The sequence below is a fragment of the Brevibacillus fluminis genome (assembly GCF_052072235.1).
GTDB classification, from domain to species: domain Bacteria; phylum Bacillota; class Bacilli; order Brevibacillales; family Brevibacillaceae; genus Brevibacillus_D; species Brevibacillus_D fluminis_A.
On the sequence record NZ_CM125436.1, the window covers coordinates 3,839,176 to 3,852,460 of the forward strand.

Here is a 13,285-nt window from a genome sequence, read left to right on the forward strand (position 1 = left end):
TTCCTATCCGAGTCCTCGGGAACATATACGCCCTGTACTATCTTACAGCGGCTTGAACAAAAGGTTAAGCTTTTTCTAAGCAAATTCTCATGAAATCCTAACCAAACGTCAGCCGGATCAAAACGACACGCTGGTGATCAGCTTCTTCATCTATATTGTTTGTCGGCAATGGCTCGTCAGTCCATGCAGATTTTGCAAAATCCTCCTGGGCATGGCAGGTAACGAAAAAACGACACCCGCTCGCTTGAGTGAATGTCGTTCTTCAGACTTTTGATTTGTTTCGTTGCATCTTCAACCTACCTGTCTCTTTCCGAAAAGAATGGTGCCAAACTATGCCTCCAAGAGCAGCATTTCTCTGCCCAATTTTTTCAGAAGTTCTTTTGACTTGCAGATTTGGGCGTAATCGTTTGCTTGCAGTGCGTCATAAAGCGTTGCCAATTCGTAATCCAGCTCTAAGCGAAGTACAGGTATGCGTTCCTCGGCGTCCTTGCGCTTCAAAGCTGCGATTACTTGATCCATTGTCACATTGCACGCTTTTTCAAAGATCATTTTCGCTCAGCTCCTTTTATCTTGCGCTTGTCTTGGCATCGTCGAAAAATACTGGCATCGTCGGTCTGCAAGGAATATGCATAAATCGGAATTATCTGATTTATCTGATTATAAAACAGACCAGAAGTTATGGGGTAGTATATCATATTATTCTGCAACCGCTCTTGCTATACCTGCCAGATCGTTTTCTTCCCTTTCTCGGCACCTGTTTTTTTGGTATGATAAGGGAACATTTGCTGCTGGATTCGTGTTTTTTGAAAGGAAGGAAGCTTCATGTCAACTTTTACCGGCTTTTCTCAAGAAGCATTCGACGTCTTTACCATTGACGGTCTGGATGCGCGGATGGAGAAAATCGTTTCTGTCATACGCCCGTCTTTTGAACAATTGGGTCAGCATTTTGCGCCAAGCTTATCCGCGCTGACTGGTGAAGAAATGTTTACCCACATTGCCAAACATGCCCGCCGCACGGTGAATCCGCCCAAAGATACATGGGTAGCCTTTGCCGCTGATAAACGGGGCTACAAAAAACATCCGCATTTCCAGATCGGGCTGTGGGGCACACACCTGTTTGTCTGGTATGCCGTCATTTATGAATCCCCGTTCAAGGAGCAGATCGCCGAACGGCTGGAAGCGGAAATCGACCAGATCATGCAATTGATCCCAAACGACTTTCATTGGTCACCCGACCATACGCAGCCTGCAAGCACACCGCAAGCTGTGCTGGGCAAAGACGGGGTTCTCGCATTGATCAAACGATTGAAGCAAGTCAAAAAAGCGGAGCTGCTCTGCGGTTTGACAATCCCTCATGACGATTCGATCCTGGCTGACGGTGAACGCCTGTTGAAAAAATTGGACGAAACAATGGCGATCTTGGCCCGTTTGTACAATATGGGTAAAACCGGCATCCACGTGTGAATGTGAAGATTACTTCTAGATATATGCAAAAGAACAGGTACGCTTGCGTGGGAATTTACGCAAGCAACCTGTCTTTTTTTTGCCAGCACGACCATCGTCGGTAGCGGCTTGTCTTCTTTTAGTTTCCCTGGATTTGTGCCAGCCGCTCCGTGGCGCCTTTCGCTTCCTGCACGATCCGGTCGAACAGCTGCTGAACCGTCGGGATGTCGTTGATCAGACCGACAACCTGCCCTGCCCAGCCAAAGCCGTGCTCGTCATCGCCCTCGTAGATGAACGATCGGTTTCGCGCCCCGCTGATCAGTTCTTTCAGCCCTTCGTAGCCTGCTCCTGCCGATTCGCGCGCGAGAATTTCATCGGAGCCTTTTGTGCGGATTACACGCGCAGGGGTGCCCAATGTCCGCTTGATCACCTGCGTGTCATGCTCGGTCGCGTTCAGCAACGCTTCCTTGTAGGCCGCATGGGCATGGACGCATTCCTTCGTCGCGATAAAACGCGTGCCCATTTCAATCCCTTCTGCGCCAAGCGCCAGCGCCGCGGCCAAGCCTCTCCCGTCGCCGATCCCGCCGCTTGCCAGCACCGGAATTTGCAAGGCTGACGCAACGCGTGGAATCAATACGAACGTCCCTATGTCATCGCGTCCGAGATGGCCGCCGCCCTCCTGCCCTACCGCCATTACCGCATCCGCGCCGATCGACTCGGCTTTTTGCGCTTGGCGTACGGCTGCTACCAGCACCAGTTTCTTCACGCCATAAGGTTCAGAGCGGCGAATCAATGGCTCAGGATTGCCGCCTGTGATGCTAATAATTTTGACCCCTTCCTCCAAAGCCGCATCCAGCATATCTTCAAAGGGGCGGCCATGCTGCCCAATGGCAAAGTTTACCCCGAACGGCTTGGCCGTCATCGCTCTCGTTTTGCGGATTTCTTCGCGCAGCGCTTCCGGGGAAGGCAGCGACATCGCCGTTATTTGGCCCAGCCCGCCCGCATTGGAGACTGCGGCGGCAAGATCAGCATATGCCAAATAAGCAAGCCCCCCTTGCACGATGGGCAAGTCGATTCCCAACAGCTCGGTCACACGTGTTTTCATCGGTTTCCCTCCTTTGGTCTTTCTACTTTTTTCTTGCATAGACATTCGTTCTCCTGCAAGAAAAATTCACTTGCTTTCCCCCCTCTTTTTGCTATACTCATCTTGTTTGTTTTTTATAGACCATGAATGCAAAGCGAGGCGATAAGCGTTGAGACAAGCACAAACTCCGTTATTCAGCGGTTTGCTTGAACATGTCAAACGTAACCCGGTGCAGTTCCATATACCGGGACATAAAAAAGGGATGGGGATGAACCCGACCTTCCGCGAATTTCTAGGGGATAATGCGCTCTCAATCGATTTGATCAATATCGCCCCGCTGGATGACTTGCACCATCCAAAAGCGATGATCAAAGAGGCCCAAGAGTTAGCAGCAGAAGCGTTTGGCGCCGATCATACGTTTTTCTCCGTCCAGGGAACGAGCGGAGCGATTATGGCAATGATTATGGCTACGTGCAATCCCGGGGACAAAATCATTGTACCCCGTAATGTTCATAAATCGGTTTTGGCAGCAATCATTTTCGCCGGTGCGATTCCGGTGTTCATTCATCCGGTCATGGATGAAAAGCTTGGAATTGCCCACGGCATCACCGTAAAAGCGGTGCAAAAAGCGTTGGACAAACATCCGGATGCGGCTGCCCTGTTGGTGATCAACCCAACCTATTTCGGAATTGCCGGCGATTTGCGGCAAATCGTCCGTACCGCGCACAATTATGAAATTCCGGTACTGGTCGATGAAGCGCACGGCGTCCATATCGGCTTCCATGAAAACATGCCGCTGTCAGCCATGCAGGCAGGCGCCGATATGGCGGCAACCAGCGTGCACAAGCTGGGCGGATCGCTTACCCAAAGCTCGATCCTGAACGTCCGCGAAGGATTGGTGGACGTCAACCGGGTGAAAACGATTCTCTCCATGCTGACAACAACCTCGACATCCTATATTTTGCTTGCCTCGCTCGATATGGCGCGCCAGCATCTGGCATTGAACGGCCATGCGATGGCAGAGCAAGCGATGCAGCTTGCCGCTTCCGCCCGTGAACAGATCAACGAGATTCCGCGCATCCATTGTGTCGGCTCTGAAATCTTGGGCAAACCGGCCACTTTTGCCATGGATTCAACCAAGCTCTTGATCCATGTCCGCGAGCTTGGTATCACCGGGTGGGAAGTAGAAAACTGGCTGCGCGACAAATACAATATCGAAGTGGAGATGAGCGATCTCTACAACATTCTTTGCTTCATCACCGCAGGGGATACGGAAGAGACCGTCTCCGTTCTGATCAATGCGCTCCGCCATTTGGCGATCGAATTCGCCCATGCCGAGGTAGCGGACCCGATCAAGGTGTCCTTGCCGAACATTCCGAGCCTTTCCCTCTCGCCGCGCGATGCGTTTTACGCCGAGACCGAGATCGTGCCGCTGACGGAAGCCGCTGGGCGAATCATTACCGAATTCATCATGGTGTATCCGCCAGGCATTCCGATCCTGATGCCAGGCGAGGTCGTCACGCAAGAAAACATCGACTACATCATGGAAAACTTGCGTGTGGGCCTGCCTGTTCAAGGCCCTGAAGACGAATCGCTTCAAACCGTGAAAGTTGTCAAACGACAAGTCGCGATTTTGGATTAGCACCCCGTGCAAAAGACTTTCCTCAAAGCAGCGAGGAAAGTCTTTTTCTTTGGGCATCTTCCTAATTTTACGTATAATAGAAGAAATCACAACGTTTTGATTCAACAGGAGGTTGCAGTCATGCCGGACTGGTCCTACCAAACCATATTCCGCCCTTTGCTTTTCTTGCTTACAGCCGAGCGATCGCGGGCTTTGGCCCTCACCGCGATGGGGACGCTCGCCCGCCTTCCCGCCGGAACCAGGCTGATCGACCTGATGGGCCACATGATGCCGCCTCGGGAATTGGCTCGCACGATCGGCTCGATGCATGTTGCCAGTCCGGTTGGCTTGGGGGCAGGTCTCGACCCGTACCTGCAAGCGACCGATGCTTTTGACCGGTTCGGATTCGGCTTTCTTGAAATCGGCCCCGTCACCTTGCAACCACTCGCAGCAGCAAAGCATGTGCAGCGTGTACCCGAACTGGAAGCCATCGTCGATCCTGACCCGCTGGCCAATCCCGGCTTGCTCGCATCGCTCAAACGGCTGGACAAGCGAAGGGCATACAACAAGCATCACCCTAACGCGGCGCGGCTGTTCGGCACACTTGGCCACAAGCCTGGCGCTCTCCCCCGCGAGGCGGCGATGGAGCAATGCTTTTTAATGCAAAGTCTGGCCCCTCATTGCACGGCATTTATTCTGGACACACGATATACGCTGACCACGTGCTCCTGGAGTGATGAGGAGTGGCTTGAATATGTGGAATCGCTGCTTGCCATGCGCGAGCAATCTTGCCTTTCCCACCCGCTGTTCCTCTCCCTTGCGCCTGATTTGCCGTGGGCAGAAGCATCGCGGCTGATCTCGCTTGCGCTGTCACACGGCTTTTTTGGCATTGAGGTGGGAGGAGGCTGCGCATTTGGCGAAAATGGTCGCCTCCATGGTGGTCCGGTATTTGCACACACGCTGGAAATGGTACAGCGGGTACGCTCCAGCTTCGGCGATGACATTCCGCTGATCGCAGGCGGAGGGGTGATTGAACCTGTGCAAGCGCTCCAGCTGTTGGCAGGCGGTGCGGATCTGCTTACGTTGAAAAGCGGGCTTGTATACGCTGGGCCCGGATTGCCGAAACGGGTAAACGAAGCGATCCTCGACCAGGTTGAGCATAGACAGACAAGACCGGAGCAGCGTGAACCCGACTTGGGAAAAAGCTTTGCTCCCCGCTGGCTGTCCGGGATCGTGCTCGGCTCCGGGATGATCGTCGCCGGCGCTCTGGCTTGGATCGTCGCGCTGACTGTCGTGCTGCTCCCGTATGATGAATCGTTTCTCGGCATGCCGGCAACAGCGCTCCATCATCTGAACGAGCGGCTGCTCCATTTCCTCTCACATGACCGCATCAGCCTCGCTGGCACGATGATTTCAATCGGGGTCATGTACGTCCAGCTATCGTTCTGGGCACTGCGGCGGCAAGAGCGCTGGGCGAGGCAGATATTGCTCGCTTCGGGAGCGATCGGCTTCGCCAGTTTGTTTTACTTTTGGGGCTTTGGCTATTTCGATCCGGCCCACGCGCTGCTGAGCCTGATACTGTTTCCTTTTTTCCTGCATGCAGTTGCAAAAAAACGATCCAACCGCCCGCACGTTCCAATACCCGACCTGCAAAACGATTCCGTTTGGCGTTTTGGCTTGTGGGGCCAGCTTTGCTTCGTTATGATCGGCTGCGGACTTTTGGGCGCTGGCATCGTGATTTCGCTGATCGGCATGACGACGGTTTTCGTCCCCCAAGACCTGGCCTTTATGCAGACAACCGCTGACCTGCTGCGTGCCGCCCATCCCCGTCTGCTTCCGCTGATTGCACATGATCGGGCCGGTTTTGGCGGCGCACTCGTGGCAGACGGAATCGCTGTCCTGTTACTCAGCCTTTGGGGCTTTCGGCGCGGCTCCCGCTGGATCTGGTGGACGCTGCTCCTGGCAGGTGTGCCAGGCTTCGTTGCTGGCATCGGCATACATTTCATGGTCGGCTATGTCGATTGGTGGCATTTGCTTCCCGCCTATGTTGCGGTTGCTATTTTCGCGGCAGGCTTGATTTGTTGCCGTCCGTATTTGTGCGCGAAACGTTGAAACGTGAACAGCAAAAAAAGCAGGCTTGCGGGGAATCACCGCAGCCTGCTTTTTTTCATGCGTTTATTGGTAAACGCGAACGTAAATGTTTTCAAAGCCGTAGCCTTCAATCAATTCAATGAAAGTATCGAAGTCTGCGGATGCATCGTCCATACTTACGGATGCTTCCTCAGTGGAACCGTCCATAAACACAAAGTAAATGCCGTCATAGGAGTTTCCGTTGTCTTTAATGATTTGATCCAACGTTCCCTCTTCCAACACCTTTTTAAAGTTGTAGTCCTTGTACTCCCCGTCGCCGCCTCCATCGTTCGGATCGTCAGACGGCTGGTCAAATGCCATCATGTACACTTCCGCGATGTCATCGCGGTTGTCGATCCAAACGACGCGGTTGCCGCCGATCGCCATTTCGCTTGGAGTGCCTTCTTCTCCAGGATAATATTTCAACTTTGATTTGCTATCCAAATCATACAGGTAATAGTAATACACGTCCGAATCTCGTGAATATTGGTTATCTTCATACACGAATACATTGCCGGACATTTTCGGTTTACGCTGATCATTTGGTTCCTTGTTGCGATTCAGTTGGTTCACCGTTTCCCGGGCAAAGTCGTAGTAGTACAGCTCCCAATCCTTGCCCACATATTCCGACCATACCGCATAGTTTTCTCCAACGCTGACGCCGTCGATATCCGCGATGCGGTTCTTAAGCGTAGTCGTGCGCTCCTCGTCAATGTCATAAACATCGACTTCGATTCGATCGTCTTTTCCGTCAGCCCAAATGATGCGGTTGTCATACATGTCCAAGCCTCTCAGATCGGAAGAAGCGCTTTCCACATCGGTCGTTTTGTTCGTTTTCAAATCCGTCAGCATGATGGAATAGCCTTTGCGCGTTTCGTCAGCCCACACCAGATACTGTCCGTTCAAGGCATAAAAATCTTCATGCGGCACATCATCAGACGTCGTGATATTCGTCTTTTTTCCGGTTTTCACATTGTAGCTGACCAGAACGTCTTTTTTCAAGTCATACCAAACGGCATACTGGTTGCTCACCAATGGCTTGCGCGGTTGTTCGCTGCTTGCTGTCAACGTACTGGACACTTTGTTTTTCACATCGTACAGGACAACCTGATCCTGTTTTTTGCCCTGGTTCAAGTAAATGACATAACGGTCGGATGCAGCAGGAGCACCCGGATCGCCTGCCTGGCCGCCCAAGCCGGATGACTCATCGTCCTTGATGTTGTACAGGTACAGGGAAGTCGAGCTGCTGCCTTCTACTGCATACAGCACGTATTTGCTGCTGATTCTCGCCGTCAAGCGTCTCGATACCGAGTCGCCGATCGTATCGTAGCTACTGCTGCTGCTTGTAGCCGACTGAATGCGCAGCTCTTCATCATTGAGATAAATGACTTTGTTTCCGTAAACTTGCGGGGCTTCCTTGTTGGTATCATTGGAGGAGGATTTGCTCTTGGTTACCCGTGTTTCCTCACCGTCTGTGATAGTATACGAGTAAATCTCGCCCATGCTGTTGCGGTCATCTTCATAGACGATCACATCGTCGTTAATGTCGGGGTATGTTTGGTTATCCGAGCTGTCGACGGCCAGCACCGCTTTCCCCTTTTTGAAGTCGTAGTAGAAAATGTCGGCATCGCTTGTCGTGTTATCCTGCCATACCGCATAGTCGTTGCTCACGCTCGGGTGGCTCGCCTTGCCTTTTGTCGTCAGCTGAATGGTCGAGCCTTTTTTCAAATCGTACGCGTAAATGTTTTTATCTTTTGCATTTGTCCAAACCAGATAGTTTTCCGAAATCTGAATCTCCTGATCTGTCGCCTTAAACGTGCTGTCCGTTACCTTCGTTGTCTTTTGGGAGGTAATGTCATACAGATAGATGTCGCCATCTTTGCGCCCGTAATCAATCCAGGCGACATAATTGCCGGCTGTCACCGGACTGCTTTTCGAGGAACTGGATTCGGCGATCCGATCCGCTTTTTCATTGTCGATGCTGTATAGCACAATCGATTGTTCGCTATCCTCATTGGTGCTCACCCAAACGGCATACTTTTCAGAAAGGTCCATTCCTTTTTTCGAAACAGACAGTGCGCTGGACGTGATCGATTCTTCAGACCCGATCGATTCCGCATGAGCTGGCGTGGTCGCACTCCACAAGGAAGTAGCCAGAACCAGAGCAGCCAACGCTCCTTGCATTCGTCTTCCCTTCATTCTTTTCTTTCTCCTCTCTTGCCAAAGTCATTTACAAAACAGCTTGTAAACTCTCTTTCATTATTATGGAAGGGAGAGGAGTTGTAAACAAAAAAAAGATGCGCATCCGCTGCGCACCGTTTATTCGTTGGTTGTGGTCATTTTTGCCTGTTGCTTTTCACACTTGCAGTCGCACACTCCGTAGAGCGTTTTCACCGAATTGGACTCAAAATGGTCGATAATCGTCCCACAGCTTTGGCATACAATCGTTCCCATCTGCTACCCCTCCACGGAATTCATCTGATATCATCACTATAATATGACACGCTAATTCCGTCAACAGAGTATAGCACATTTGGCAAAAAATATTTATTTGTGTAACCTTTTGTCCAGCCAGGTACCGATTCTGTCCAGCACAACATCTCGTTCAGGCTCATTCATGACCTCATGATACAAGCCGGCAAACCGCTCATATTCCTTGTCCGCAACCGGTATCCCGTCCACGAACCGCTTCACGCCATCCGCGTCGATGATGTAATCGTCCCCTGCCTGCACCGTCAGCACGGGCAAATCGATTCGCTTCTGGTCCTGCCAGGCATGCTCCATCGCTTTTAGCAGCTCGGTAAACCACCGCACGCTCACCTTGGGATAATTATACGGATCGCTGATGTACGCGGCCTGCACGACCGGATCGCGCGACACATGGTACGGCGCAATGTCATTGGCGAGCCGCAGCGTCGGCCACACCCGGTTCAGCATCTCCGCCAAGCTGCGCTTCCATTGCGAAACCTCCAGTTTGAGCTGCAAGCATGGCGACGAGAGAATCAATCCGTCCAATCCATGTTGTGACGCATATTGCTCGATATAGCGTGTCACAATCAACCCGCCGAGGCTGTGACCGAGCAAAAATACCGGACCGCTCGCGTTTTGCTTCGCCTCCTCGACCCAATCAGCCACGGCCGCCACGTAATCGTCGAACTGGCCGACATGCCCCTTCAAGCCTGCGGAGCGTCCCCAGCCTGGCAAATCTCCGCTCTCAACCGTTATGCCCCGTTCGTTCAAATAGCGGGCCACATGCTCATAGCGCCCATGATGCTCACCCGTCCCATGCACCAGCACGACGGTTCCGATCGGCTCCTCTGCTCTCCAACAATGGCGAAAACATTCCACAGCAATCTCCTCTTTCCCCAACGCATGATGCTATTATCTTGCCTATTCTGCAATGCTACCGTCAACTTCTTTTTTTAAGGCACGCACGGCGGCTGGCCGATGCAAAAAAATGAGCAGCGGGGTGTGCCCACTGCTCGAGCGTGCTGCCCGCTGTTTCCTGCAGCATCAATATTGGTTTTCCACCATCGGCAGCGCCGGAAGGAGTTCCAACAGCATTTTGGACAACTCCAGCGCTTGATTCTCATTCGCTAGGCGAAAAACGCGTTGAAGCGTACCGGGGGTATGCGCATCGTCTGAACCGAGCAAAGCGGATTGCCCGGTCTGCATACAGACCACCAGCGGCTTTCCAAAAAAACGGGACGTGTAAACGATGCCAAAATCGTACCGGGTATGGTCAGACACGACCCCGATAAAGCGCACCTGCGCCGATTCAGACAGATCATACAAGCTTTCGTAATGCTCCACATGCATCCCCCCCTTTTTCCTTTTTGCGATCTTATCCTTATCATATCGAACCGAGCACGTCCTCTTGCCAATATTCTTCTTTCCAACATCTCAATCTGTTGTCAAAGAAAGGGAGGAATGCTACACTAGGCGGAGGAATGATTCATGCGAGTCCGATTTTTCATGCGTAGAGGTGAGCGCTTACATGAAGATGAAATCAGCCTTTATTTACTTTGTTGACGGTTCCACCGCACAAACCGCTACCATCCCGGATGTCAAAGCCAAGTTCAAACGATATACGGACATGACCAAAAAAACCGGCGAGCAATTGGGCTGGGGATATGCGGATGCAGCTTTTCCTTATGTCGTGGAAGACCGTCCGGAAGGAGCAGACCAGTGGTTTTTGCTCAAAGGGAAAGACCCGAAGGAATACAAATACATGATTGTTGGCGTCGGGTCGAAAGAAGCGGATGGGAAAGAAAAACATTACATTCAAATCGCTTTGCCGGAGTCTGCAACGAACGGAGACATGAGCAAGGCAAATGAGTATTGCCGCTTTTTGGCGCGTGAGTTCAAAGCGGAATTGCACTTGTTCAACGGACGCATCCAATATTTTCAACCACGCAAGCCTTAAAACAGTCACTTTTGGTGCAAAACGGTCGTAAGCTGTTGCTGACGGCTGTTTTTTTATCGACTTTTTAGCCAAACAAAAAACTCTCCAAAAAAAGGAGAGTTTAACTGGTAATCATCTCGGATCGGGTAAAGGAATAGAACCGTCCGTCAATCATGCGTATCCCCAGATCAACACAATAAGAAAGTCCCGGCATGACACCATAAAGAATCCATTCACTCGAACGATGGTTGATGTCGAAATCGGAATAAATATCCGATCCGTCATTCCGTATATGCGTTCGATCTGTGACATCGTAGAGGCGGAGAACAAACGGAAGCTCTGCAAACGGGATTACGAACTCACGCTCAATCTCCTTTTGAAACTCCTCGGTCATACGCCATTTTGCCAGAATGGACTGTTCATCTTTCCAGGCGATACTTATACTCGGGCCATCTCCATCAGTAGATGACTGCATGGGGGGGTAATTATCCATTCGCTCCCATCTTTCCTTTCTCATATAACTTGCGCAAGAGGAAGAGCTGTGCAAATTCAATTATACCACAATCGCAATTTTTTTGAAATCAAAGACAAGCCAATTTCTTAGCGGCCAACTGTAAAACTGTTTTCGCCTACAACCACATAGTTGTCGTACTTCTCCGTTTTCATGCAAACCTGCAGCGTGTACGTCCCGTATTGCTCCAGCTTTGTGGAGATGAACGGCTCCGAGAAGTAAAAGCTTGTGCCGTTTTTCGTCGAATAGGTCCACTCTTTCCCGCGATCCACCGTTTTCCCGTCCGGGCCTACCAGCACCAGACGCACTTTCAGCTCACTGCTCACCGGCGCGTTGTCGATTTCGACGAACGCGTTGAAGCTGCGCGGCACATCTTTATCACCGTACCCTTGGATTGGGTTGGTGAAGACGATGCTTTTATTTTTGTATTGCTGGACTCCTTCCAAAAGCAATACGTTCACTTTTGGCTTTTCCACTGCCAACTTTCCTGCTTTTTTATCATATGCTGATAGTCCGCCCATAGTACCGACAAGTTGCTGCAAAGAATCCGTATCTGACGCGGCAAATGTGCTGCCGACCAAATTTCCGTCCACCACTACTTTTACATTTCCGTCACCGATCGCTGTACTGGCTGTACCCGCAATTGCCATAGCCATGGTTGCGAATGCCACAATCGCTGCTTTTCTCATTCCTTCAATCCTCCATTTGCCTACCATCACAGTATGGTTACTTTTCTCACGTTTTTCATCTCATAAGGTTATACGCATGGGATAGGAAAAAGTTGTGGTGGTCCTGACCTTTTTTTCAACAAAATCCACAGTATCCACAGGGCTTGAATGGCAAAAAAGCATAGTTATGCACAGCATAAGGAGAATCAGCACGGTTTTTCGGGCCTTTCGTCTGACAGTCGCCGCCAAAAAACGCACAGCAAGAAAAAAAGCGCCTATCGACTAGGCGCTTTGGTTCGTTTTCTGGGAAAGCCAGGTGAGGTACTGTGTCACCAGCTTGATGCCGACCTGCATCGTCTGCTCGCTCGGCTCGATGCGGGAATGGTGCAGCCCATACGGCGTGTCGGCACCGAGCCAGAACAGGAAGCCGGGGATTTCAGCAAGAAAGTAGCCGAAATCTTCTCCTGTCATCGCTTCTTTGCACTCGATCACCTGCACGTCGCTCTCCGTGCGCGCCCACTCCATGAAATCGCGGGTCAGCGCCGGATCATTGTAGACCTGGCAGTAATTGGAGCCGTAATCGATAGCAGTCTGGCATTCAAATCCGGCTTCGATCCCTTTGGCCAGCGCTTCGATGCGGCCTTTCACCTTTGCCATTGATTCCATCGACATCGTGCGGATCGTGCCTTCTAACCGCGCATTTTCGGCGATGATGTTCTGTTTGGTGCCGCCCTCGATTTTGCCGACGGTGATCACGACGGAATCGAGCGGGTCGATATTGCGCGCGACGACCGATTGAAGCTGTGTAACGAGATGGCTTGCCGCGACTACCATGTCATTGGCCCTGTGCGGGTAGGCGGCATGGCCGCCCAATCCTTTCAAGTCAATGAACAGCTCGGACGTGTTCGCGAACAAGATCCCTTCTTTCAACGCAATCGTGCCGACAGGATATTCAGGTGCGATGTGGCAGGCAAAAATGCAATCCGGACGCCACTCGTTGAACTCCTCGCTCGAAAGCATTGGCAGCGCTCCGCCCGGCCCTTCTTCAGCAGGCTGGAACACGAACAAAAGATCGTCGGCAATCGGATTTTCCACGAAATGGGTCAAAATGCCAAGCCCCATCGTCATGTGCATATCGTGCCCGCAGGCATGCATGAAGCCCTCATGCTCCGACTGGAAGTCATACGATGTCTCTTCCCGGATCGGCAATCCGTCCATATCCGCACGCCAGGCGATCAAGCGCTTCGGCGCAAGCCCCTTTACTTTGACCAAAATGCCGGTTCGCCACGTTTTCAGCTCGAACCGCTCCGATGGCAGGGTGGCCAAATAGGCAAGCAGATAGCTTTGTGTTTTGAATTCCTGAAAACCGGGTTCGGGTATGCGGTGCAAATCACGGCGAATCTGCGTGTAAGGAAATGCCATG

Annotated in this window: 13 protein-coding genes; 4 read left to right on the top strand and 9 right to left on the bottom strand. The window is 51.6% G+C overall.

The genetic code is table 11. The features are described 5' to 3' along the window. Positions 1-330: 330 nt before the first annotated feature. Positions 331-549 (bottom strand): hypothetical protein, encoded by a 219-nt coding sequence (locus ACTID9_RS19095; RefSeq protein WP_246009279.1) that lies wholly within the window; start codon positions 547-549, stop codon positions 331-333. A gap of 273 nt (positions 550-822) precedes the next feature. Here ACTID9_RS19095 and ACTID9_RS19100 point away from each other — a divergent pair, with 273 nt between their 5' ends. Then, positions 823-1,464 (top strand): YktB family protein, encoded by a 642-nt coding sequence (locus ACTID9_RS19100; protein ID WP_441066498.1) that lies wholly within the window; start codon positions 823-825, stop codon positions 1,462-1,464. Positions 1,465-1,582: 118 nt separating this feature from the next. Here ACTID9_RS19100 and ACTID9_RS19105 read toward each other — a convergent pair whose 3' ends face one another. Beyond that, a complete protein-coding gene (locus ACTID9_RS19105; protein WP_441066499.1) occupies positions 1,583-2,548 on the bottom strand; it encodes an NAD(P)H-dependent flavin oxidoreductase in 966 nt (321 codons plus the stop codon). Positions 2,549-2,696: 148 nt separating this feature from the next. Here ACTID9_RS19105 and ACTID9_RS19110 point away from each other — a divergent pair, with 148 nt between their 5' ends. Together ACTID9_RS19110 and ACTID9_RS19115 are read left to right on the top strand one after the other, a co-directional pair. Then, complete coding sequence (locus tag ACTID9_RS19110; protein WP_441066500.1) at positions 2,697-4,169, top strand: aminotransferase class I/II-fold pyridoxal phosphate-dependent enzyme; 1,473 nt, start codon at positions 2,697-2,699, stop codon at positions 4,167-4,169. Between the two features lie 120 nt (positions 4,170-4,289). Further along, entirely contained in the window at positions 4,290-6,260 is a 1,971-nt protein-coding gene (locus tag ACTID9_RS19115; RefSeq protein WP_441066501.1) for a dihydroorotate dehydrogenase, read from the top strand. 63 nt (positions 6,261-6,323) lie between these two features. On the opposite strand, the gene ACTID9_RS19120 is transcribed toward ACTID9_RS19115, so the two are convergent. The 4 genes from ACTID9_RS19120 to ACTID9_RS19135 all read right to left on the bottom strand — a co-directional run bounded on the left by ACTID9_RS19120 (position 6,324) and on the right by ACTID9_RS19135 (position 10,097). Further along, the gene (locus tag ACTID9_RS19120) at positions 6,324-8,477 is read right to left on the bottom strand and encodes a TolB family protein (RefSeq protein ID WP_441066502.1); all 2,154 of its coding nucleotides are present in this window, start codon (positions 8,475-8,477) and stop codon (positions 6,324-6,326) included. Positions 8,478-8,597: 120 nt separating this feature from the next. Further along, positions 8,598-8,732 (bottom strand): GapA-binding peptide SR1P, encoded by a 135-nt coding sequence (locus tag ACTID9_RS19125; RefSeq protein WP_441066503.1) that lies wholly within the window; start codon positions 8,730-8,732, stop codon positions 8,598-8,600. Positions 8,733-8,825: 93 nt separating this feature from the next. After that, positions 8,826-9,626 (bottom strand): lysophospholipase, encoded by an 801-nt coding sequence (locus tag ACTID9_RS19130; protein ID WP_441066504.1) that lies wholly within the window; start codon positions 9,624-9,626, stop codon positions 8,826-8,828. Positions 9,627-9,791: 165 nt separating this feature from the next. After that, entirely contained in the window at positions 9,792-10,097 is a 306-nt protein-coding gene (locus ACTID9_RS19135) for a DUF3055 domain-containing protein (RefSeq protein ID WP_441066505.1), read from the bottom strand. Positions 10,098-10,275: 178 nt separating this feature from the next. On the opposite strand from ACTID9_RS19135, the gene ACTID9_RS19140 reads away from it, so the two are divergent. After that, entirely contained in the window at positions 10,276-10,704 is a 429-nt protein-coding gene (locus ACTID9_RS19140) for a DUF1885 family protein (RefSeq protein ID WP_441066506.1), read from the top strand. Positions 10,705-10,804: 100 nt separating this feature from the next. Here the strand turns inward: ACTID9_RS19140 and ACTID9_RS19145 are convergent, their stop codons facing one another. The 3 genes from ACTID9_RS19145 to ACTID9_RS19155 form a co-directional block, all read right to left on the bottom strand. Beyond that, on the bottom strand, positions 10,805-11,176 hold the full coding sequence (locus tag ACTID9_RS19145) for a DUF4912 domain-containing protein (protein ID WP_441066507.1): 372 nt from the start codon (positions 11,174-11,176) through the stop codon (positions 10,805-10,807). A gap of 107 nt (positions 11,177-11,283) precedes the next feature. Then, on the bottom strand, positions 11,284-11,883 hold the full coding sequence (locus ACTID9_RS19150) for a hypothetical protein (protein ID WP_441066508.1): 600 nt from the start codon (positions 11,881-11,883) through the stop codon (positions 11,284-11,286). A gap of 261 nt (positions 11,884-12,144) precedes the next feature. Continuing rightward, positions 12,145-13,284, bottom strand: coding sequence for an N-acetyldiaminopimelate deacetylase (locus ACTID9_RS19155; protein ID WP_441066509.1), 1,140 nt, complete (start codon positions 13,282-13,284; stop codon positions 12,145-12,147). Position 13,285 lies beyond the last annotated feature (1 nt).

What these genes read in the sequence shown, in the direction of transcription:
- ACTID9_RS19095 (WP_246009279.1), bottom strand. Translation starts at nt 549, where the DNA reads ATGATCTTTGAAAAAGCGTGCAATGTGACAATGGATCAAGTAATCGCA.
- ACTID9_RS19100 (WP_441066498.1), top strand. Translation starts at nt 823, where the DNA reads ATGTCAACTTTTACCGGCTTTTCTCAAGAAGCATTCGACGTCTTTACC.
- ACTID9_RS19105 (WP_441066499.1), bottom strand. Translation starts at nt 2,548, where the DNA reads ATGAAAACACGTGTGACCGAGCTGTTGGGAATCGACTTGCCCATCGTG.
- ACTID9_RS19115 (WP_441066501.1), top strand. Translation starts at nt 4,290, where the DNA reads ATGCCGGACTGGTCCTACCAAACCATATTCCGCCCTTTGCTTTTCTTG.
- ACTID9_RS19120 (WP_441066502.1), bottom strand. Translation starts at nt 8,477, where the DNA reads ATGAAGGGAAGACGAATGCAAGGAGCGTTGGCTGCTCTGGTTCTGGCT.
- ACTID9_RS19125 (WP_441066503.1), bottom strand. Translation starts at nt 8,732, where the DNA reads ATGGGAACGATTGTATGCCAAAGCTGTGGGACGATTATCGACCATTTT.
- ACTID9_RS19135 (WP_441066505.1), bottom strand. Translation starts at nt 10,097, where the DNA reads ATGCATGTGGAGCATTACGAAAGCTTGTATGATCTGTCTGAATCGGCG.
- ACTID9_RS19140 (WP_441066506.1), top strand. Translation starts at nt 10,276, where the DNA reads ATGAAGATGAAATCAGCCTTTATTTACTTTGTTGACGGTTCCACCGCA.
- ACTID9_RS19145 (WP_441066507.1), bottom strand. Translation starts at nt 11,176, where the DNA reads ATGGATAATTACCCCCCCATGCAGTCATCTACTGATGGAGATGGCCCG.
- ACTID9_RS19150 (WP_441066508.1), bottom strand. Translation starts at nt 11,883, where the DNA reads ATGAGAAAAGCAGCGATTGTGGCATTCGCAACCATGGCTATGGCAATT.
- ACTID9_RS19155 (WP_441066509.1), bottom strand. Translation starts at nt 13,284, where the DNA reads ATGGCATTTCCTTACACGCAGATTCGCCGTGATTTGCACCGCATACCC.